The following is a 21,119-nucleotide window of genomic DNA, read 5'->3' on the forward strand; positions in this document are numbered from 1 at the left end:
CAGTTCCAGCGTATTTGTTCACGTTAAGAACACTGTTTTCCCCGCATTTTGTTCACGTTCGGAAGCATTCATGCGCACCGTAACCGTTACGCGTAACAGATACAGCGCACCGATCGCGCACAGTAAAAGCCAGGCTGTTGCGGGAAGCGGCACAGCAGGAATCGGCTCATTGAGGTAATCTGCGACCGTATAGCCCAGATCGACAAAGGCCGCGCGCGACGTGACCGACAGATACATGCTCGATGCGATATAGCCCGTAAGCACCTCGCCCGACCCGCAGCCCCATGCCTCGTCCCAGTGCGAATTTGCGGTGCCAGAGCCGCCACCCAACTCGACCGGCACATAGCTTGCGCTCGCATCACATTCTGCACGATACGCCGCCAGCGCCGCCGCGCCCGTGTATTCGCCCGATCCTGCATCATAGAGGCCGTTTGCCGTCCAGAGCGTGCCAAACCCGAGGACATGGGCCATTTCATGCAGCGCGACCCAATAGAGCCGCCCCGATTTCGTCAGGCTCGACAGATAGGACGTGCTGAATTTCATTACTCCGTTTCGGGCATAGAGATAGTTTTCCGACCAATACCCGCCAACAGGCCCCGCCGATGCAATCACCGATGACGACAGCGAGGCCGTTTGCGCATAGATCGACACACCGGTCAACGGCACATCGTCTTGGTATCCGGTGATCACCTCGCCCCAGAAATCGGCGGCGCTTTGCATGATCGCCGACTGCTCGTCGGTATAGCCGTTGAGGTAGAGACTGATCTTGAAATCGGACGTGGTAGCGGCATGAACCGCGCACGACCAAAGGACCGCCAGAGCGGTGAAAAACAGGCGCACGTTGCAGCCTCCAAATTGTCAGGGGGAAGATAGAGATGCCCCGCCCATGACAGGCGGGGCGAGGGTGTTAGGCGACTGTAATTCCACGCGCAGCAAGACGGGATTGGCTGCGAGCGTATACCTCGGCCATTTCTGCCGAAGTCATTGCGCGGTCAAAGACCATCAGCTCGGCCATGTCGATGGCACCGCCCGTTGATGCGTTGAAGAAGACGTTACCCACCGCGATTTTCTTGTAAGGCGATGCGATACGACGCCCCGCTACAGATCGCGTTGCAGAGCCGCCAGCGGAAGATTTGAAGCCCTCCACCGTTGAAGCGTCATAGTTGCTCGACAGCGCGATGAAGAACCATTCTCCCGCCGTGTATGCCTGCTGCACATAGTAATTCGACACATAGGGCGCGCGGATAAGCCCGAGATAGCCGTTTGTCGTGTCGTTGCAGATAAGAGTCCCGCCCTCGTCACTTGTATCGCGAAGAGTGCCAAGAATACACGATTGCAGATCATCAGCGGGGATGCGGATGACCGCTGCAAGGGTCACGTCCTTCGGGTCGTCTAGGTGCGTCAGGAGACCGCTAGCCCCTGTAGTTGGCGAGGTCATATAACCTGCGCTATCTGCCCATTCTGTCGCGGAATACTGGTAAAGCTCACCGCCGGAAAGGCCAACGCGGCTCGTATTGTCCGAACCAAGTAGCCAGTGACCGACGGACTCGACTTCGGCATTGACGGCCCCAGCCACAGGCGTTCCGGTTGCCGTGACAGATACGCCGTCACCGAATGCTGTCACAGGCGTGACGCGGAACGTGTAGGCCGTATCATTGACCAGCCCTGTGACAACGCGGCTCATCCATTTGGTCGAGCTAAATGTTGTCCAAGACGACCCGCCATCGGAGCTATACTCTACGCGGTAGCTATCAATTGTAGCGCCGCCCTGATCCTCAGGATAAAGCCAATGCACCGTTGCCTGACCATCGCCGATGACCACGCCGAGGTTTCGCACGGCCCCAGACTGCGAGACCGCTGCCGCTTGAGCCTCTGCCCACTTCGCATAATAGAGGCTCCCCATCGTGCGCAGCGACTCCCCCGTGAAGTGGATGTTATCGCCCGACGTGGCGAGAGCGCCCGTTTCCGCGACCGCGAGGTAGGGTATTTGCGAGTATAGCTTGCTGATGACCGCCTTGATGCCCGCCGCTTGCTGATACGTGGAATAGCTTACGTCCGCAATTTCACCGGCCACGATTGGCGTTGTCTCGTCAGCGGCGACAATATCAGTCCGCATATTCGCGAACATGGTTTGAATCTGCGTCCGGTAGTTATCGTCTGTGGACCCCTTGTAAACGTCTTCCTCGCCTTGGTGCCAAAGGATGCCTTTAAAGATAAAATCAGGGTTATTCGTCATACAGAGGTTTGCGCGAGCGACAGCCCATTCATACCGCGTATCACCTTTACGCCAGTTGCGCGGATAAAGACCCGTGCCACCATATGCGGCTGGCACGAGCACGATTGTTACGTCAGGATTAGCGGCCTGATACTCGATACAGAATTGACGCGCGAGCGAGATTGACCCTTCAACAACGTGCTGGTGGTCTAGCGGATCAGCCGCTTGAACAAGCGCACCATCTGCCGCCCCAGCGGGGCCGCCATCACGAGCAAATTGCATCACCCCAACCGGATAGTCAGCCCCGCCGTCATCACCAGAAATGCCGACCATATTCGACTGCCCAGCGAGCAAGAAAACATGGGTTTCGCCAGCGGGCTCAGGCGTCACTTCACCGCCGCCCGTGTCACCATCCCCTGCGCCCGCATCCGCGCCGGTGCCGATCACGGCCCGCGCCGCCGCCGCGCTGATGGTGTCGCCGGAGACGGTCGCCGAAGCGGTAATGGCTGCCGTTGCATCCGACTCCGACGCCGGGGCAGTGCCCGTGTAGGTCCAAACGCCACCACCCGACGCCGCCAGCGTGGTGCTGACAGTGGTCGCGCCAACGCTCACGTTGAACGAGGATAGAGACGCGGGCGCGGTTTGGTCGCCTGTGAGCCCGGTCAGGCGCACGGTAACCGTGAACGCAGCCCCTGCTGACAGAGCGACGGGCGAGGTCGATACGAGCAGTACGGGACCACCTGCGCCCATGCCAGGGCGCGGACGAGGGCGTGGGTAGCCGTATGACGGACGGGGAATTCTAGCCATATATTTTCTCCATAGCTCCGCAGCCCAGACAATCTGGGGCGGGGTTTCACTGTTGTTGGGAGGGGTCGTTACTTAATCAGGCCAGACTGGCCCGAAACCTTGGCTTCAGCGAGATCCTGCAGGACGGCAGCCGACGGCCCGAGCTTGGCGATCGCATCGGGCACTGAGGTCTTGGCGTAGGCGACGGCGGCCTGTGTCAGCGCCGTGGTGCCAGCCGCCGCCCCGAGCCGGGATAGCGCGAGCTGAGCGCCGGTCATGAGCGCCGAATGCAGCGCCTCGCGGTGCTTGGCCTCGATCTCGACGCCGAAGCGTTTCTTAACCTCGGCGGCGATCCAACCGACCAGCGCGGTCACGGCCAGAGCCAGCAGTTGCATGATGTAGGGGGCCAGTGCGGCCATGAGTGCGTCAAGCATTGGGTTTTCCTTTCAGGAGAGCGGAGAAGAAGGCTAGCAGGCGCGGCAACCAGCCGGTGGGCGCGGCAGGGGTCTGTGTCGGTGGCGCGATGAGAGTTGGAGCATCTTCCTCCGGCTCTGTCGGTGCCTCTGGCGGCGCTGCAATCTCGGCCTCGGGCACGGAAACTTCCTCCGGCTTCATCAGAGCGAGAGCGTCGGCAGGCAACAGTGTGCGCGCAGCCTTCCAGACAACGTGCTTGTTGGCGTTGACCTTCCAGACAGTGATCGGGTCATCGGGATAGACGCCATCGCGGAATAGCTCTTGCTCCTCCGTGCGCCGGCCAATGATCGAGGCAGGCTTCGACCAGTTCATGATCGCAGCTGCGGCCCCTGCCCGATCGCCTGCGTTCAGTTTCTTCACCCAATCCGCCCGCGCGATGGCGCCGGTGTTGAAGTGGAAGCTGACGGCCGCGTCGAATTCGTGCTGCTCGACCGGCACGGTGATGGCGCGATCGACCTCGGCCTCGAACTTTGCCAGATCCTCGCGGAAGACGCGGAACACCTCGCGCAGCGCCGCGTCAAGATCCGCCGGCATGCCTGCAGGGAGGTCAGCCGGATCCATGCCGCCCGCCGCTTTGGTGTGGCCGACATAGGCGGTCAGGACGCCCACGCCGTCGAAGTATGGCCCGGGCACAATGCCCTCGTGGCCGATCAGGGCGATGATGCCCATATCGGAGGTTTTCATCTGTCGTTTCTCCATAAAAAAGCCCCGCTCTATGGCGGGGCTTAGATGAGGCTAGGTCTTGGGTAGCGTTGGATAGATATTGTTTTGAGAACAAAAAGATCGGATATATAGAACTGAATCACCTAGTTTTTAAATGAAAATGCGATACTTCATATGCTCAACGACCAGATTGCATTTGTTCAACGCTGCATCACCTCAACTCTAATAATTGGCGGCGCATTTGTTCTCACACTGAATATCTTAGGGTGGATCGGGGGTATCGAGCAATTCGTCCGCTTTCATGGTGCAGCGATGATGCCCAGCACTGCTACTTGCATCGCGCTTCTTTTTCTAGGTAGCGCAACAGCCTTATCTGTTCCGGCAAAGAACACTGTTGCGGCAATGTGCTGCTTTGCGGCTACAGCTATAGCTGCCATCAATATGAGCTTACGCACCTATACAGATATAGACCTCGATTCCCTTGTACCCAATCGCATGGCGGGAGATCGCATGTCCGAAGGAACCGTCCTGTGTATTCTAGTCGGCGCAGCTGCAATTTTCTCGCTCGCGTCCACGAAACTGCAAGCGTTTGAATTACATCTAGCTATCGTGATCGTTGGTATTCAACTGGTCATCGCCGTCTTGATTCTTTGCAGCTTTATGCCAGGTACACCAGAATGCCCTCGCATTTTCCAATCAATGTCATTCTACACGGCGGCCTGCTTCGTGATGCTGTTTGCCGCCCTTTTTGTTACATTAGTCATCCTGCCGCTTATGCGCCAAGACTAGATATAAGTTTGAGCAACTTCGAGCTCTGGAGGGCTCAAGTTGGCGTGCCAGAAACATCAGAACGCTTAAGGGGCTCGAGCAGTGCTATACAGCTTCAGGGCAAACCGAAAATCAGTCCTTGTCACTGAAGAGCGGTGATCTAACTTACCTTGTGCTTTCCGTCTTGTTCAAACTATTTCGTAGAGAGCACTAAGGCGCGGCTTGGGTGAGGAGCCGCGCCTTTTTCTTTAAAATCTTACTTACGAAAGCGAGCGATTTACTTTGAAATCCACCTAAGGTGGAGTAGCATTCGCGTGCCGCAAGCCTCACGCGGGAATGTAGAATTGCGGGCTCAATTTTCCTGGGTCCGCAATTCGATAGGCTCAGAGTTTGACATCAAACGTTTTAAGGCTACTATTCGTTTGTCCCCTAAAACGTAATACGCGGCGCAGTCTCCGATCGGCGCCGCGTATTTTTTTTGAAAGTCGGGGAGCTTTCAAAACTTCATCCTTGACTTCCTACTAACCCTAAGTCACTCGGTTGCTCGGCGCGGTTGCCAAAGCCACCACTTGACCGCGCCACTTCAATTCCCTTCCCATTTCCCAGATGCGAATAGGTTCGTCTGCACAGTCTTCTCACCGGGGCATTGGTGATAGGCCCAAAGCTCGTAGCTTTCAGGGATCGCTTTCTCCGCAGACCATTTAATCTCCCAAGGTCCCCATGGTTGAGCACGTCTATTGGGAGGCCTTGAGCCCGGAGGCCTAAGCTCTTCCTCTGGCGAGGTATCCACGACCGTGCGATAACCCTTTCCACCTATAATAACGTAGGCCGCCAGTCCGCGATATTCGCAGCGGCGCTTGATCATATCGCCCATGAGCTGCAGGCCCTCTGGCGTGACGTTCTGGGCCGTCACCGTCACCGCCACAAAGGGCGTCTGGCCGGTGAAGTCACGCCATGCCCGCGAAGACTGTGCCTGTCGGATCCAAGGCTCGGCCACGGCCAGCACCGCTATTGCGGCCAGCACGTAGATCGGCAGGCGGTTTGCGCGGATAGCGCCCTTGATGTGGTCGCTCATTTGCCGCCCCCCAGCTTTTTACGGATCATCTCCTTGATGAACTCACGGTCCTGCACGAGAGCCGTAAGCACATCGAGCACGATCAGACCGAGAGACATGATCGCCACAGCCGCCAGCACCTCGGACCCGCGCACGTAGGGCGCGACCGAAGGAGAGAGGCCCACGGTCAGGAATGCGCTAGCCGCCGTCTTGGCGAGGCGCTTCAGCAAAGGCTCGCGCTCTGCATCACGGGTGGCAACGTAAATCACCATTCCCATCAGCACGGCCCAGTATTCAATAGGTTTGGTGAACATGCGCCCCCGCCCTTAAAATAGGAAACCGCCCCAGGGGGGCGGCTCAATTTCGTCTTAGATTTTTCTCAAGCGTCCGATTTGCTCTTTCCACCTCGGCCAGCCACGACATTCGGCAATGATCAGGCTGCCAGAACACAAGTCGGTTGATGACCCGCGCCCGCCGCTCCCACACGTCATTCGGCTCAGGATTTAAGACGCCCTCGATGTAGGCGCGGGAGCTTGTTGTCTGGCAAGCGTCGCCGCCAAACGCCACGACATTGATGGCGCGGGACAGGAGAGAGAAGAGCATGAATGCAAGCTGGCTAAGCTCCGACAGCATCCGGCCACCCCGCATCCAAGTCGTAGCTTTCACCGGCGTCAATCAGCGCGATCAACTCGGCCTCGCGGTCATAGCAGGCTTGCACATGGGCGCGAACGGCTTGCGCAAATGCTATGATCTGGCTGGCGTCCAGAGTTACGAACTCGCCATCTGCCATCTTCCAGCGCAGGGAATACGAGCTATCGAGCATTGCCGACATCGCCGCGCCAGTGATCCGCGTTTGGCTCACATCATCGGTTAAGACGATTTCGCCGTTGATCGTGGTTCCGGCTGCGACCGCCACAATCCGCCGCGCTTTGACTTCGGCTTTTCGGTCTGCATCGGTTCGCGCATCAACCCACGCCTCGGCTTCGTTATCCCAGACTGCTACATGATCAGGCCGCTCAGGAAGATTATATGCGACGCCATCCTTGATGTATTTGCCGATCACATCGCCCATAACGCCGGAGACAAACGCCCCGTTGGGGGCGTCCTCCTGTGTTGTCGCCCACCGCACCGGCAGGCCGTTTTCGTCTGTTTCTATGTAGAAATCCATCTTTCACCTCATGACCGCGATAGCGTTAAGGGCCGCGTTATTGAAGGCGATGTTGATCGCCTGCACCACGACCGTCCGCGTTCCAGACGGCACCGAATTTTGCGCAATGTTGACAATCACATGGTGATCGTCTTGCGCCATCCGCGAGAAATAGTTCCAGCTCAGATAGTCGGTTTGCTCGCCGTCTACGAAAACCTTGATCGCCGCATTTGCCGAAGACGACGAGAACGAACTTGCCGGATCGGTCATAATCGCCTTGAACGTGCCGATTATGTTGAAGCTCGTCGCCATTCCCGAAAATGTCAGTCGCATGATTTCCGACCAAGTCGAAGTTGCCGCCGTGACACCAATCCCCGTTGATGCAGATTTCGTGATGGCTTGGCTCGCGACATTCAGCGTCCCCACCGAGAGCGTCCCGAGGTTCGCCGTAATCGCCGACAAGCTTGTGACGTAGATTTTATCCGCCGTCACCTGATTTGCGCCGATATGCTTGGTCTGCACCGTGCCATCAAGGATGATACTGGACGCGCTGATTTTCGCGACCGATACCGAGCCGCTAGACCCGTCCGCCGCGACCAGATCAAGGAGCGACACAGACGAGCCCGCCTGCGCCTTGATCAGATAACCAGCCGAAGCATTGCCCTCTAGATCGGTGATTGCATTGCCCTGCGTCGTAAGAAGCGCGGAGGTGCCGCCGCTGTTCGTCTGCAATTGCGTGAGAAGCGTGGCAAGCGCCGTGCCGGACAGAGCCGATATTTTCAGCCCCTTAATGTCCGTAACGTCGCCGCTCACGTCATCAATATTGCCCTGCAACTCTGTCTTCGCGGCACTGATCAGCCCCTTGGTGCCTGCCGTGTTCGTATAGGCATTCAGCGAGGAGGCTTTGATCTGGTTCGACCCGTCCAAGTATACGGCTTCCGCCGACGAAATCTGAGCGGCAGTTGCACTATCGGCTTGCGACGTTGTGTAAAACTGCGAATTGGCCCACGATTTTACCGCAGTATCCGCCGCCTTATACGCCGCCGTCAGATCGGTTTCAGCCGCCGAAACTGCCGCCTTCCCGTCTGATTTTAGCCAATAGCTATTCGTCAGCGTTGCAGCCGTTTCCGCCCGCACGGACTCGGCCTCGGTAATGTCCTCCGTCAGAACATAAGCGACGGAGTAGCTTACTCCCGCCTCCATGACGTTGTGATCGAAGAACACGAACGGCAGATAGTAGGGATAGGCCGTAGAGGTTTCCCATTCGAAAGTTACTGGCGAGGACCATGACCAGTTCGTCGTCGGAGTCAGGCTGACAACCTGAGACCCCAGCGACGTTGCCGCGAAATCTCGGTCGATGCCACGGACTTGGAACCGCAGGGCACTGGCCGAATTGTTGACCGCCTCGCCCTGATGCCTTGCCACAACTGTCGTGCGGAATTTTCTCGTCCGACCGCCGATGACGTAATTTCGCGGCGCAATATGGACGTTGGAGGTTTCAAAGGCCCCATCGACATTCGCGACCAGCCCATAATAAACCGTATTGCCGAACGTCACCGCGTCGAGCAGCCCGCCCTTGGTTGCGGGATCGCCGCTGAGACTATTCGTCCAGTGGAGCCCTTTTTCCTCGAAGCCGGAAACAGTGAGCGGGCTCGCCGCCGCCTGCGCCGTAGCAGTATCCGCCGCGCCGTATTCTGCCGCGAGTGCTTGGCGGAATTGAGACGAAGACGAGTTAGCGTCAGATTTCGCGAGGTAGGTGGCAGAAGCCTCCGACTTTGCTGCGGAAACGGCATCTTGATAGCCGGTTTCTACGCTATCGATGCGTTGACCTAGCGCCCCTTCACGGTTCAACACGATCGCATCTTGCGAGGTGATCGCCGCATTGATTTTCGTTTCGACCGGCCCGCGCCCGAGTTCCGATGCAGAAGCCGACCGCACATGAATGCGGTGAACCTCATAGGTGCAGGCGGCATCAAGAGTTGACGGCCCCCAGTTGGAAATCAGGTATAGCTTGTGACCGTTGAAGTCCTCGCGAGTAACGCCGTCAGGGCGTTTCAGGGACAGAGTGACTGTCTGCACGACGCCAACAGCGGCACTTTCAAAGGCCAGATCTTCCGTTAGAAACGCTTCCGTGCGCTTGTTGCTCCCAACGTCCTGCCACCAGTCGATGAAGAGCTTGCAGCTCGACAAGTCCCCAGAAAGAACCGTTAGATCGACCTCTACCAGATAAGCCTCGGCGCACAGGTCATAGAGCCAATAGGCGGAATCCAGAGCAATGCCCGCGCGATCGGTGGCACTACTCGTCAGGGTCCAAGTCTTGCCGAAATCATGGACCTTGTTCGGCTCACTCGTTGTGGTGCCGGTGTTTGCCGCCGTAGACCACGGCCCCCAACCTTCATCGAGATATGCGTCTTTCAACGCGCCGTTATCCGCGATCAGGGATGCCTCAAGAACGTCAACGCGGCCAGCATAGGCGGCATCAATCTCGTCCTTGGTGTAGACTTTGGAAAATGCCTGCGCGACAGACCCTTCGCCCAGCTCTTCCGGCGTCGGGATGCGAATGTCGAACCTGTGAACCTTCAGGAGCTTCGGGCTTGCGGATACGGTTTCGCTACCGATCCAGAAGCGACACGTCACCTGAGACACGTCCACAGTGCTGACGCCAGAGCGGCGGCCTAGAACCGTGAGGCGCTGCATCCGCCCCGAGGTGCCCTGAATATCCAGCTCGTCATAAGCGGTGTCGAGCTGATAGGTGCGGAAATCTATCGCAGATCCATCGTTCCAGATGAATTGAGCCATGACGCCATCGAGATCCCCGCTTTCGAGCGTGAAATCGACTTCCATCACATACGCGTCCATGTCGTCGGCACCGACCCAGTTGCCGTTAGTGGTATTCAGCGCGAGGTAACAATCCGCATTGCGGGTTTCCGTGACTTCATAGGTAGCGGTGCGGCCCGTGGGATAGACTTCATTCGCGCCCCAAGTCGGCTGCACACCGACGACGTTGAAAGTCCCATCGGACAAATTCGCGTCCAGCACGACAGACCGGATATTACCCGAAGCGCCCGCTTCAACGGTCGCAATCGCGTCGGACAGGCTTTGCGCCGCCTCGTCTTTCGCCGCCTGAATGCCCTGCTGCACACCCGCGATGTTTTCCGCGATGGTGCCGGTAAGATCGACCGTCAGCGCGTCCAGATCATCGCGCACGCCCTGCGCCGCCAATTCTGCCGCCGCTGCATCATCCTTGGCTTGCTGGATCGCCTCGCCCGCTTGCTGCACTTGCGCCATGGCTTCCGCGAGCTCCGGCGTCACATCAGCGCTCGAAAGATAGACTGCGCGCGTGGTGACACTCACCCACTCCGACCATTCAGACTTAGGCGTCAGATCGGAGAGAAGCCGCCCGCGCACCAGATAACCGGTCGCGGGCAGCACGTTGTCATAGGTCCAGATCAGTCCGTCATTGATCGGCAGCGACATATCGACGGACACACTACCCCCGTCAACTGCCAGCTGCATTTGCAGCGCGGTCAGACCAGTGATCTCGTCATCCTGCACCGATAGCTGGATGGCCGGGCGACGGTCTACGCCGTTATTGTCCTGCACAACTACAGGAATGGCTTGGAAGCTATCGATCCCTTGCGCCGCCTTGACCAAATTGACCGGGGGCGTGATGACGTAGGGAAGCTCGAAGTCCGACGACCAGTCATAATCGGACGGGTCGGCCTCGGTCAGCGAGACCTGCACATTGAGCGAGGAGGTGATCGTGATCGCCCCGCCGAGAAACAGCTTGTCCTCATAGCCGTTGCGGGCCGAAGACCACGAGACCGCATCGAGCGGCTCCAATGCCAGGGCATTGGGCGGCATCACAAAGGAAGGGCGGCGAAAGCGCCGGTAATCCTCCAACTGCGCGCGCATGAGACGCTGCACCTGATCGGCATAAGGCACACAAGGGTAGCTCACCGAAGTCGGCAGGTAGCGCCCACCATCCTCGGCCCGCAATTCGACCTGACGGGCCGACCCCTCTTCGGGATACTCCGCCGCGTCCTTCGTCGCCCACTTCTCGCCGGGTTCGGGATAGGTCGCGGTGAGCGCGTTGAACGTGTCGGTCATCGCCGGGAACGGGTTATCCGTCCGGCCCTCGGTGATCACGATGCTCTCGTCGGTGATCGACTGCGCCGCCGTGACCGGCACACTGACCAGCGGCTTGATCCGCCCACCGACTTCGGCAAAGCGCATATTGGCGCCCTGCCCGATCTGCTCGAGGATATCCGCAGGCACCATATCGACCGTGATCTCGGCAGCCGTGCGGAAGCTGGGCTCCGTCGAGCCATCGCTCAGGGTGACGGGCATGTCGCAAGCATTGGCCGCGGCGATCCATGCATCGGCAGGCAAGCGCCATGCGTCGAGGTTCTTGCCACCCCAGACCCATTCCTTGAACGGCTCGGACCCGTTCAGCCCGTGATAATAGATCCCGCGAATGATGTTATAGGCTTGAATCGCGGGGTTCTCGTCACCCGTGCCGGTCCAAGTGGTCGGATCATCCCAGCGCTCATCGCCATAACCGCCATTCGTGCTGTCATTGCGCAGGTCATAAAGGCGCAGCGCGGGCATGACGAAGGTATTGGTCGGAGGTGAGGTCATCGTCTCCGGATCATAGTAATAGCTCAGGATGGCATAGGACTTGCCCGCCCCGATCATTTCCTCGGTCCAGGGGTATTCGCTGGCATCCCCAAAGAGTTCGACCAGACGCGCATCTGCCGCCGTCTGGGTGCCGTCGATATATTTGACCAGCATGCGGTCGCGCGCGCTCGTGCCCGACCCTTCGCGGAAGTTGAGCACCGGATAGCCATAGACCGCACCCGTGCCGCCATAGCCCTCGCCGTCCTTCCACCAGCTACCGCCATTGGCGGGGCTGGCCCAGTCGATCTCGGCCTCTTCGTCATTCACCCACAGGCCCAGCGTTCCGGGCTGCGAGAGCGCCGACAACTCGACCACTTCGACAATCCGGCGCGAGCCCTTATTGGCGACATACTTGCGCTTGCCGCCCGTCGCATAGCGCCCGATCGTGAAGGTGAGCGCGGTATTGTCGCCCAGCTCGATCTCGGTCTTGGTCTCGACACCCTTGGTCGTCTGCTGGCCCGCGATCACGCTGGACAGAAGCGAGAGCCCGAGACCAACGGTGGCCTGCGTCAGCGCGGCAGCCGTCGCGGCACTCGCGCCGAATAGCCCGTAAAAAGCCGTAATCGCGCCCGTGATCGGATCGGCATGCGCAGGCGCCGCGCTGAAGGCGATCAGCGCGGTGGTGGCGAGAAGCAGTTTTTTCATGGGGTATCAGACCTTGAAGGCTCGGCTCATATGGCGATGCGCGAGGATGCCGCGCCCGCTCGGGGTCAGGATGTTGATATGGGGCTGGTCGATCAGGCCGATGGCCTGCCCCAAGGGGCCTGCCACATCGACCACGCAAAGATCGCCGACATTGGCTTTCGAGGGATGAACGTATTCCGGCAGGCGGCTGGCCACCGCATCGCCGAGACTGGCAAAGCCCAGCTCGGCCAGCAGCTCTGCCGCGCCCTCGGGGCTGTCATAGCGCCCGCGCAGATCCGCCACGATATCCTCGCCGGTCATTGCCATCACCGCCCCGCCGCCCAGCCCCACGACGCAATCATGGATGCCCCAGACATGGGCAAGCTTGGTCTGGCGGTTACTCTCCGCAAAGAGCCGCGCTTTCCAATCGTCATAGCGTTTCATGGGATTACTTCTCGTAGAACTTCAGCTCGCGGCTGGGGATGATCGAGGCATATTCCGCGAACCGGTCTCCAGAGGCGCGGCGCTTCTGGTGCTGGTCCGAGGACTTTGCCGGGTTGATCTGCTGTAGCATGGTCATGATCTCGGAGCGGATCGAGAGGGTGATAGACCCCTCGCCGCCCACAGGGGGCGTCCCGAGCGGGGCCTCATCGAGGATGCCGGCCACCATCAGGACCGGCATCGAGGCCATTCCCCCGCCCGACCGCAAGCCCAGATGCACCTCGACCGGCACACCCTTGTAGTTATGGCCACGGAAGAGAGCCTGCGAGGCATCGGCAATCTGGCTCAGCCCGATCGTAAACGCATTATCGGTCAGATCAGCAGCAAAGGTGATATCGCCGACCGCAAGGCCGCATCCGCCGATATGGGTCCGAGCGACGATCGAGCCATCCGGACGCGGCACCGAGATCGGCAGATCATAACTGCCCGTCCAGAAGGAAAAGGCCACGGTCTCGCCTGTGTCGCGATCCGTGGCCTCGATGGTGACGAACCAAACGGGGGCTATACCCTGCTCCGGCGCGGCCTGTAGGGCGGCCACAAAGCCCGCAGGAAGGTCGCGCATGGTTACCTCCGCACCGGGTTGCTTTGGATCTTCCGGATGATATCGGGCAGGTCCGCATGCATCTCAGACACTACGGACGAGATCCGCATTTGAACGCTTGTCCTGAGTGACGTCAGCTCGGCGCGCAATAAAGCTACCTCAGTCTCGAGTGCTTTAATCCGCGCCGGACACGAGGATGCCGGTAGTTCGATTATGGGGGTCGCAAGCTCCACCGTGCCATCATCTTTCACGGTAAAGCTGAGTTTCTCTTCTTTCATGGCTTCTGCCTCAATGTCAAAGTTGCGCCCTGCCCGAACGCGCCGGGCTGGTGGGTGAATGCCGAGCGATCGGCAATCATCATCTTGAGAAACGGCTTGGCCAGCTCGACCTCAACCCCGACCGTCAGGGTCATGGGTGGATATGGATAGATACTGACCGCCCCGAGGACGCCGCTTTCATTTGCCATCACATTCTCGCCGAACTCGGCAAACCAGACATTCGCGCCATAGGCCACCGACAGCCGCTGACCTCGCTTGACCACCTGCCCCGAAGCGAGCCCCGAGAGCGTTATGGCCGTGCGATCAGCGTTGAAGGCGGAAAGGGTCACGCCGCTTGCGTCGATCCCTTCATATGAGGGATCTGCAAACAGCATGACCTTGTTAGAGCCGAGCATGTTGAGCGCCGCATCAATGCTGCGGGCCTCGTCGGAAGATCGCGCCGAGAGCGGCACAACGGCAGTCCAAAGCGGGTCGGCAAGCTCTGCCGCCCAATACTGGCCTGTCCCTGCACCGCTCGTTTCTTCCTGCCGCTCGATGCGCATAGTGGCCTCGGATATCCGTAGAACATCAGAGAGCCACGAAAGTGGATAGGGATAGGTAACGGTCATCCGCGTTTCCTCGGGTTAGCGTTGATCTGCTGCACGCGGTTGGCAAGATTGCCGTCGTATTGAGACAGGCCTTGCGCCACCGTTTGTTGAGCGACACTCTTGACGTAGAGATTTCCGCTTTCATCGAAAGCGACGGTGACGCCAATATTGCTACCGCCCCCGCTCGCCGCGCTCTTGGCCATTTGCATCGACACGTCATGCGGGATGATCCGGGTGCCCTTCGGCAGATCCATAATCTCGCCCCCGCGCTCGTTGATGTGTGTTAAGCCGCCGCGCCATGACGGAGTGCCGTTGGCATTCGCGCCGATGCCAAACCCTCCGAGCACGCCGCCCGCAAAGTCGCCCAGCCCCATGCTCTTCCAAAGCCCGTTGAACGCGCTTTCGAGCAGCATGTCAGCCAGCTTCGACAGAACACCAGACAAGGCATCGCTAAGGGACTGAGCCCCTGTAACCATCCCCTTGAAGCCATCCTGCCAGGACGACTTCCAGTCATCCGTCGCTCTCTGCAACGCAGTAACTTCTTCCTTGGTTTTCTTGGCTTGCCGCGCGGCAGGCGTATCGCTACCGCCACCTCCGGAGCCCGCAAGCGGATCGGCGACCGGCATGGTGGGCGTCTGCCCTGCCTCTTCCTTCGCCGCGCGGATCGTATCCTGCAGCGCTTTCCAGCTTTGCAGAGGCGTGGTCGCAAGGGCTGCCAGAGAGTCCGCCGCGAGGCTGGCATTACCCGCCATATCACGCGCATTGTCCGCCATGCCCTGCAGCGCCGTGGCCGCGCCACCGTTGCTCAGGGTGTTCTCGTTGAAGCCCTGCGCGAAGGCATCAGCCGCCGCAGCTCCTGCGCTTTGCATCGCCCCTTTATAGGGGTTCTCGATGCCTGCGAGATCAACATCCGCAACTGGTGCGATGTTGATGCCAGGCACATAGTTCAGGCCCTCGATAAACATGTTGATCCGCGACACGACGCCGTTGATCATCGCCTCCACCGCAGTGATCAGGCTGTTCGCCGCCTCATAGGCAAAATCACCGATAGCCGCAGGCAACAGAGACCAGACAGTTACCACGGCCTGATACGCGCCGCGATAGATGCCGATGTAACGATTGGCGAACTCGACGCCTGCGGTCACGATCTCCGCAAACGTGTCCAGCATCGAAGCGCGGAAGCCTATCGCAAGCGCCGTCATCTTGGAGTTGGCCGCCTGCAAAGCCAGCACGATCCGGTCGAACACCTCGCGCCCGAGGTCACCGATCATGGACAAAGCACCGCCGAAACTTCCGGTAGCGCTGACCAGCTGCACGAACTCTCCGACAAGATAGCCCGCGCCGACGATCAGAAGACCTATCCCCGTGGCCATGATTGCCCCCTTGAGGACATCACAGGCCACAGCCAAACCGCGCACCGCGTTCGCCGCGAGGATTGAGGATAGCGTCATCCGGCCCATCATAATCTGATGTGCGGCCGCAGCTGCAGAGGCGGACATAATCGCCTGCGCCGCGGTCACACCGATCGCAATGGCAAATCGCCCCGCGAAAATCGCAGCAGCGACGACCGCAGTGCCCGTCAGCGTGCGCAACACGGTCATGATCGTGTCGGCATTCTCGCGGAAAAACGTAGCCGCCGCAGTGATCGCCGCAGCCATCGCCTGCAGCGCCGGAATCATCTGCGCCCCGATCGTGTTGCGCATGCCGGATAGCGCCAGCTGCATGTCATTCAAGGCCTGCTTACCACGACCCAGCGCAGCAAGCGTCTGCCCGTCCATGACCGCGCCGACCTCTTTCGCCCGATTGGCATATTCCTGCATGGCCGCGCCGCCGTCTTTCAGCAAGGGCGCAAGAGCAGAGGCTTCATCGGCCATGCTCTCCATGTAGAACGTCATTTCCTGCTGGTTCAGGCCCGCCTTATAGAGCGTATCGACATAAAGCTGCAGGGCATCAGGACCGGATAGCCCGCGGAACTGTTCGGCAGTCACACCGACTTTAGGGGCGATGTTATCGAAGAAATCGGACATTTCGCCGCCGCCGGTCTGCAGGAATTCCCCCACCCGGTCATTCGTATCCTTCAGGATATCGGCCAGCTTGTCCTGTTCGACCCCGACAGACTTTGCACCCGCAGCCCAGCCTTGGAATTGCTCGGGCATCGCGTTCGACAGCTGCGATAGACGCTGAACATCTGCGCCCGCATTGATCGCGCTCACCCCCATCGCAGACATGGCCGAGCCCAGAGAGGACGCCGCGCCCGCCGCAAGCTTGCCAGCCTGAGCTGCAAAGCGCGAAAGGCTCGAGCCAGCCTCTCGCACACCAGAAGAAAGCTCGGCGGAATCAAGGCCGAGATTGACGCGAAGCGCGCCGATGATCGAAGAAGCCATCTCTGTGCCTTTTGGGATTGAGGAAAAAGAGCGCGATGCGGTTAGCTGCGGACCTGCGCAGAGACTTTAGCCCTGCCGCGCCCGCCACTCGGCCATCGTCATCTTGGGCAAGCTGGCCTTGATCGCAGCCAGCTTGAAGGCCGGATCTTTGATCTGGCTCTTGTCTTTAATCAGTGCCGAGAGCTTGGGCATCTTCGTGCTGCGGGATATTCCGGCATTTAGCCAGGCGAGCATGACGCCCTCTCGCCATTCGTCTTCTTGTCGCAGCCGCACCCCGTCCATATGGATGCCATACAGGCGGAGGGTCAGCCCCCAGAACCGGTCAGGGCATAGACCTGCCCGCACATATGCCCGCAGCATGTCTTCGACGCTGGGGGGCGCTGACTGCGAGCCGGAAGCTACTTTCCCGCAGCCGCCGCGCTTGCCTCCGAGGCTTTCGGGGATGCAGCGGAAAACAACTTATCGACCACGCCCGGATCTTCCGACAGGATATCTGCGGCCACCATCTCGCCCGCGTCGGGGTGATGCCTCATCAGGCAGACCTCAACCACATCGATCAGGTTACGAAACATCTTGGACCGCTTACCACCTTCGATATCGGCCATGACCTGCAGGACGTTCTCGCCCCAGCGGTCTTCTAGGTTCGCCATCGCCAGCATATCCAAACGCAGCTTGAACGATTGGCCACCAGCAATGGCGGTCACTTCACCAAGGAAACGGCTCACGGGGTCACCTCTTCGGACAGACGGAACGTCGCCTCGCAGGTCATTTTATCGCCGACCGGCGCGGTGCGGGCATAGCCTTTGAGGAAGCCCGCGAAGGTTTCCGGCGTGCCGTCAGCGGTCAGCGTGATCTCGATCAGAACCACTTCACCGCTTGCCTTGATCTCCTGCAGCAGTAGATCGGAGGCCGAGCCGGGGATGTAGTTCATCGGGATGCTGACCTCGCCGCCATCGGTCATGCCGGAAATGAACTGCTTGCGACGCCCGGGCGATTTCATATGCGTCGTCTCGATTTCATCGATCTGCTCGTCGGGCATATCGATATCGCCGACCAGCGCAAGCTCGGTCCAGTTTGGAGTTTCGCCACGGCCAATGCGAACCGTGGAGCCGAAGCCAATCATGCCAGTTTCGTCGGCCATGACGTTACCTCATATATCTGATGTTGAAGTCCATAGAGTGCCGATAGGCCCGATCGGGCGTATCGGTTTCGCGTCCATCGCGGCTGTCGGTCAGGAAGATCCCCTGAAACCGGCCGCCTCGATGGCCATTCAGGGCGGCTTCCACCGCCCGTTGAATTTCCTTTGCCGCGCCGTATTCGACCGCATAGCAATCGACCTGCGCGGTTGCAGTCACAAAGCCATTCGCGCCGGTCATGGTAATGTCGCTCTTCCCGCTCACCATATTCAGGATCACGGCTGGCAATGCATCGCCCTGCCCCTGCGCGCCCCAGATGATGCGATCCGAAGGCACAAGCGCGGTCAGCGCCGCTGAGCCTGTCAGCAGCGTCCAAAACTCTTCTTCCATAGGTCAGCCCCTTGCCGAGATGCGCCGGATGCTCTTTTCGATCTCCGCCATGAGGATCGGCCCGAGGCGATGGATCGTGTTCTCTGCCTCTGCATCGAACGCGGGTCGCATGAAAGGATCGGGCGCCATGTGGCGCGTTCCGAACTCCACGAACTTGGCGTGGAATGCCTCTTTGGTTGGCCCCATGAACAGCTCGACAAAGGAGGTCGCGCCACTGGCCTTCGCTGCCCGCCGCGCCGCCCGCATCGCGCCAACCGCCTCGCTTTTGGTACCGCCTGCCTTCATCGTTGCAGCATAGGCCGAGCGCCCGACCTCGTTGACCACCTTCGTGCCGAGCTTGATCGACCCTTCCAGCTCACCGGTATCGACGGGCGCATTCGTCTCGGCTGCTTTGCGCATCGGCTCGGCAGCTTTTTTCAGCGCCCTGCGCAGAACCGCCTTCTGCGTCCCGCGCTTTTCGATATTCTTCAAATTGCGCTCTAGATCACGCAGGCCCTCGACGCGCAGTTTCATCGGTCCGTCCTCGCAGTTGCCGTGATCTCGATCCGGTCGCGCCGGCCGATTTCCTTGATCCCGACAATCTCCCATTCGCGCCCGTCGCAGGTCAGCATATCTTTTGCCGTGATCCCGCGCGAAAAGGTCGAACTGCGGATCTGGAAACGGGCCGAGACAGTTGAAAACACACCACCGGCAGCGGCCTTTTCACCGTCGCTCACGTCGCGCCGAGACGCCCAGACAGGCGAGCCAAGGTCGGCCCATGTTTCCTCTTGCCCGAGTGCTGTATTCATGCGCGTCACACGGCGAAATTGGACGCGTCGGTCTAGGTCTCCTGCGCTCATATCCGCCTCCATCGCATAGCGCCAATCAGCGACTCCGCCCCGATCGGCAGAGCCGCCTTAGCATCGCCGACCGCCTCGCGGTTCAGATACCAGTGCCCGACGAGCATCAGGATAGCCGCCCGCATTGCGGGGAGCTGCGCGGCAGGAAGGGCGCAATCGAACTCGACCCAGCCAGCCTGCGCCGCCGCGATCTCCCAGCCGCCCGCTGTGACTGTCAGGTCTAGCGTGTCCGTGGTCGCGTCGTCATAGGTCGCGCGCGCCTCAGTCACATCTGGCATGGGCAGGCGATGAACGCCCGCGCACGGGATGCGGACGCGCCAAGTCTGCGTCATGATAGCACGACCGAGAACCCCGCCCCATCCGTCCAGATGCGCCGCGGCTGCCGCGATCAGGCCATTGATAAGGCTGTCCTCGTCGTCATGATCCACACGGCAGTGCAGCTTGGCATCGGCCAGCGTCACCGGCTGCTCGGTCGGCGCTGCGACAAGGAAGGGGCGGAGGTCGATCATTTGGCAGCCTTCGTGCGCGTGGCCTTGGCGGCTTTATTCTCGACGGCGGGCTCGGCTTTGTTCTCGGGCGCGATCTCGGCCTTTTCTTCAACCTCGGACTTATCCTCAACCTCGGAAGCCGTAGTAGCCTGCTCTTCCGCTACGGATTCATCCTTGATCAGCTCCAGAACGCCCAACTTCACGAGATGCGCAGCGCCGGTCTCGCTCAGTTCGCGAACAGCACCCTCGCGGTAGTCCTTGTCTCCCTGATGGGCACGAATAACACGGTATTTCATCGTTTCTCTCCTATCATCTCATGAAAGAGGCCGACTGCTCGGCCCCTCAGAGAGATGACATCAGCCCGCAGCGATGGCAGTATCGCCATAGATGAAGGACTCCGGCCGATACACTGCCAGCGCGAGACGCTCCTCGCCGAGAACCGTCACCTTGTTGCGGGTGAAATCGTCATTCTGGAAGCCCGTCTCGATACGAGCCGCCCATTGGTCGAAGATTTGGGCGCCCATATCGAATGCACCGGTCAGGAACTTACCCACCGTCATCGCCGGGGTGTCGACCACGGGCAGGTTCCACAGGGACTTGGCGGTGGAGCCCTGGGGATTGGCGATCAAGTACCAACCTGCAGTATCCTTGGTCAGCTCGATATTCGTCCAGTCGATCGGGTTCAGGACCGTAGCACTCGCGGGGTACTCTGCCAGAACGGCCTGCAGCATGGCCACGCGCAGCTTGTCGATTGTCGTCGTCGGAGCCGTCGCGCCAGTGGGGGCAGCATAAGCGGTGGCCTGCGGGATGATACCGAGAAGGTTCTCGCCAGTGCCGTCGCCGAACAGAAGCTGTTGCTCTTCTTTCATGGCGAGGCCGTAGAGCAGACGGTTGTCGATGATCGAACGGATCTGGGCAACATCGGACAGAGTTTGCTTCGAGACACGGAACCAGTGCGCGATGACCTTGGTGCGGGTCGATACCTCTTCAATCGAGATATCCGACTGCTGCTTCAGCGAGCCCTCTTCCGCCATGCCGGCGTTATTCGTGAAGCCGGTTTCGCGGTCATAGTCGAGCATCGGCCCGTCAGTGCGACCGGGCATCAGCAGGTTACGGATCGTCATACGGCGCTGCGGCAGCGCCTGAATGCCCGGAATGTGGGTCGAATGGACAGCCGCACCCATGCCGCCCGCGACGCCGGTCGAGGTCGTCAGATCGGCCTTCATGGATACCGAAGCCGCGGAGCCTTGGCGCTGGTTCGCCTGGAAGTGCTTGAACTCGTCCGACTCGGTGAAACGATCACCGATGGACCGCGCCTCGGTATCACCGCCACCCATGCGATCAGCTTTCTGCTCCATCTCGTCCAGACGGGCTTTCAGGCCGTTCATGGTCATCAGGGCTTCGTCAGCCTTCTCCTTGGTCGACGCCGACAGATCGCGGCCTTTTGCCGCCTCCGACTTGGCTTCTTCCGCGAGCGCTTTCACCGCATCGATCGATTTATCGAACGCAGCTTTGGTTTCGGCTGCCAGCTCGGCCGCCGATTTAGTTTGTTCCGACATGGGAA

The 21,119-nt window shown here is 59.8% G+C and carries 24 protein-coding genes; 1 reads left to right on the forward strand and 23 read right to left on the reverse strand.

Annotated features, from left to right (window positions below; all coding sequences use genetic code 11):
- Positions 1 to 18: 18 nt before the first annotated feature.
- The 4 genes from VSX56_RS07265 to VSX56_RS07280 form a co-directional block, all read right to left on the reverse strand.
- Positions 19 to 840 carry a leishmanolysin-related zinc metalloendopeptidase gene (locus VSX56_RS07265; RefSeq protein WP_350935990.1) on the reverse strand — a complete coding sequence of 274 codons (822 nt, stop codon included), beginning with the start codon at positions 838 to 840 and terminating at the stop codon, positions 19 to 21.
- Positions 841 to 907: 67 nt separating this feature from the next.
- On the reverse strand, positions 908 to 2,965 hold the full coding sequence (locus tag VSX56_RS07270) for a sialate O-acetylesterase (RefSeq protein ID WP_350935992.1): 2,058 nt from the start codon (positions 2,963 to 2,965) through the stop codon (positions 908 to 910).
- Between the two features lie 125 nt (positions 2,966 to 3,090).
- Positions 3,091 to 3,435, reverse strand: coding sequence for a hypothetical protein (locus tag VSX56_RS07275; RefSeq protein WP_350935994.1), 345 nt, complete (start codon positions 3,433 to 3,435; stop codon positions 3,091 to 3,093).
- Entirely contained in the window at positions 3,428 to 4,159 is a 732-nt protein-coding gene (locus VSX56_RS07280) for a lysozyme (protein WP_350935996.1), read from the reverse strand. The genes VSX56_RS07275 and VSX56_RS07280 overlap by 8 nt, the downstream gene beginning before the upstream one ends.
- A gap of 153 nt (positions 4,160 to 4,312) precedes the next feature.
- Between VSX56_RS07280 and VSX56_RS07285 the strand changes: the two genes are divergently transcribed.
- A complete protein-coding gene (locus VSX56_RS07285; RefSeq protein WP_350935998.1) occupies positions 4,313 to 4,927 on the forward strand; it encodes a hypothetical protein in 615 nt (204 codons plus the stop codon).
- A 562-nt stretch (positions 4,928 to 5,489) separates the two neighbouring features.
- Here the strand turns inward: VSX56_RS07285 and VSX56_RS07290 are convergent.
- The 19 genes from VSX56_RS07290 to VSX56_RS07380 form a co-directional block, all read right to left on the reverse strand.
- Positions 5,490 to 5,981: a hypothetical protein gene (locus VSX56_RS07290; protein WP_350936000.1), complete on the reverse strand. Its 492-nt coding sequence runs from the start codon at positions 5,979 to 5,981 to the stop codon at positions 5,490 to 5,492.
- A complete protein-coding gene (locus VSX56_RS07295) occupies positions 5,978 to 6,274 on the reverse strand; it encodes a hypothetical protein (RefSeq protein WP_350936003.1) in 297 nt (98 codons plus the stop codon). The genes VSX56_RS07290 and VSX56_RS07295 overlap by 4 nt, the downstream gene beginning before the upstream one ends.
- Before the next feature lie 43 nt (positions 6,275 to 6,317).
- A complete protein-coding gene (locus tag VSX56_RS07300; RefSeq protein WP_350936005.1) occupies positions 6,318 to 6,593 on the reverse strand; it encodes a hypothetical protein in 276 nt (91 codons plus the stop codon).
- Positions 6,577 to 7,128: a DUF4376 domain-containing protein gene (locus VSX56_RS07305; protein WP_350936007.1), complete on the reverse strand. Its 552-nt coding sequence runs from the start codon at positions 7,126 to 7,128 to the stop codon at positions 6,577 to 6,579. The genes VSX56_RS07300 and VSX56_RS07305 overlap by 17 nt, the downstream gene beginning before the upstream one ends.
- Before the next feature lie 3 nt (positions 7,129 to 7,131).
- On the reverse strand, positions 7,132 to 12,432 hold the full coding sequence (locus VSX56_RS07310; protein ID WP_350936009.1) for a hypothetical protein: 5,301 nt from the start codon (positions 12,430 to 12,432) through the stop codon (positions 7,132 to 7,134).
- A 6-nt stretch (positions 12,433 to 12,438) separates the two neighbouring features.
- Positions 12,439 to 12,855: a DUF6950 family protein gene (locus VSX56_RS07315; RefSeq protein ID WP_350936012.1), complete on the reverse strand. Its 417-nt coding sequence runs from the start codon at positions 12,853 to 12,855 to the stop codon at positions 12,439 to 12,441.
- A gap of 4 nt (positions 12,856 to 12,859) precedes the next feature.
- Positions 12,860 to 13,474: a hypothetical protein gene (locus VSX56_RS07320; protein WP_350936014.1), complete on the reverse strand. Its 615-nt coding sequence runs from the start codon at positions 13,472 to 13,474 to the stop codon at positions 12,860 to 12,862.
- A 2-nt stretch (positions 13,475 to 13,476) separates the two neighbouring features.
- Positions 13,477 to 13,731 (reverse strand): hypothetical protein, encoded by a 255-nt coding sequence (locus VSX56_RS07325; RefSeq protein WP_350936016.1) that lies wholly within the window; start codon positions 13,729 to 13,731, stop codon positions 13,477 to 13,479.
- Positions 13,728 to 14,339: a hypothetical protein gene (locus VSX56_RS07330; protein WP_350936019.1), complete on the reverse strand. Its 612-nt coding sequence runs from the start codon at positions 14,337 to 14,339 to the stop codon at positions 13,728 to 13,730. The genes VSX56_RS07325 and VSX56_RS07330 overlap by 4 nt, the downstream gene beginning before the upstream one ends.
- Complete coding sequence (locus VSX56_RS07335) at positions 14,336 to 16,378, reverse strand: hypothetical protein (protein ID WP_350936021.1); 2,043 nt, start codon at positions 16,376 to 16,378, stop codon at positions 14,336 to 14,338. Before VSX56_RS07335 ends, VSX56_RS07330 begins: the two co-directional genes overlap by 4 nt.
- Positions 16,379 to 16,768: 390 nt before the next feature.
- Positions 16,769 to 16,936, reverse strand: coding sequence for a hypothetical protein (locus VSX56_RS07340; protein ID WP_350936023.1), 168 nt, complete (start codon positions 16,934 to 16,936; stop codon positions 16,769 to 16,771).
- A gap of 164 nt (positions 16,937 to 17,100) precedes the next feature.
- Positions 17,101 to 17,427 (reverse strand): hypothetical protein, encoded by a 327-nt coding sequence (locus VSX56_RS07345; RefSeq protein ID WP_350936025.1) that lies wholly within the window; start codon positions 17,425 to 17,427, stop codon positions 17,101 to 17,103.
- The gene (locus VSX56_RS07350; RefSeq protein ID WP_350936028.1) at positions 17,424 to 17,843 is read right to left on the reverse strand and encodes a phage tail tube protein; all 420 of its coding nucleotides are present in this window, start codon (positions 17,841 to 17,843) and stop codon (positions 17,424 to 17,426) included. The genes VSX56_RS07345 and VSX56_RS07350 overlap by 4 nt, the downstream gene beginning before the upstream one ends.
- Before the next feature lie 4 nt (positions 17,844 to 17,847).
- The gene (locus VSX56_RS07355) at positions 17,848 to 18,228 is read right to left on the reverse strand and encodes a DUF3168 domain-containing protein (protein WP_350936030.1); all 381 of its coding nucleotides are present in this window, start codon (positions 18,226 to 18,228) and stop codon (positions 17,848 to 17,850) included.
- 3 nt (positions 18,229 to 18,231) lie between these two features.
- Positions 18,232 to 18,741, reverse strand: a complete 510-nt coding sequence (locus VSX56_RS07360) for an HK97-gp10 family putative phage morphogenesis protein (RefSeq protein WP_350936032.1) — start codon at positions 18,739 to 18,741, stop codon at positions 18,232 to 18,234.
- Positions 18,738 to 19,016, reverse strand: coding sequence for a head-tail adaptor protein (locus VSX56_RS07365; protein ID WP_434096016.1), 279 nt, complete (start codon positions 19,014 to 19,016; stop codon positions 18,738 to 18,740). Before VSX56_RS07365 ends, VSX56_RS07360 begins: the two co-directional genes overlap by 4 nt.
- A 47-nt stretch (positions 19,017 to 19,063) precedes the next feature.
- Positions 19,064 to 19,576: a head-tail connector protein gene (locus VSX56_RS07370; RefSeq protein ID WP_350936037.1), complete on the reverse strand. Its 513-nt coding sequence runs from the start codon at positions 19,574 to 19,576 to the stop codon at positions 19,064 to 19,066.
- A complete protein-coding gene (locus VSX56_RS07375; RefSeq protein WP_350936039.1) occupies positions 19,573 to 19,851 on the reverse strand; it encodes a hypothetical protein in 279 nt (92 codons plus the stop codon). Before VSX56_RS07375 ends, VSX56_RS07370 begins: the two co-directional genes overlap by 4 nt.
- A gap of 60 nt (positions 19,852 to 19,911) precedes the next feature.
- Positions 19,912 to 21,114: a phage major capsid protein gene (locus VSX56_RS07380; RefSeq protein ID WP_350936041.1), complete on the reverse strand. Its 1,203-nt coding sequence runs from the start codon at positions 21,112 to 21,114 to the stop codon at positions 19,912 to 19,914.
- Between the last annotated feature and the right edge of the window lie 5 nt (positions 21,115 to 21,119).

This window comes from Thioclava kandeliae (assembly GCF_040297545.1).
Classification (GTDB): Bacteria; Pseudomonadota; Alphaproteobacteria; order Rhodobacterales; family Rhodobacteraceae; genus Thioclava; species Thioclava kandeliae.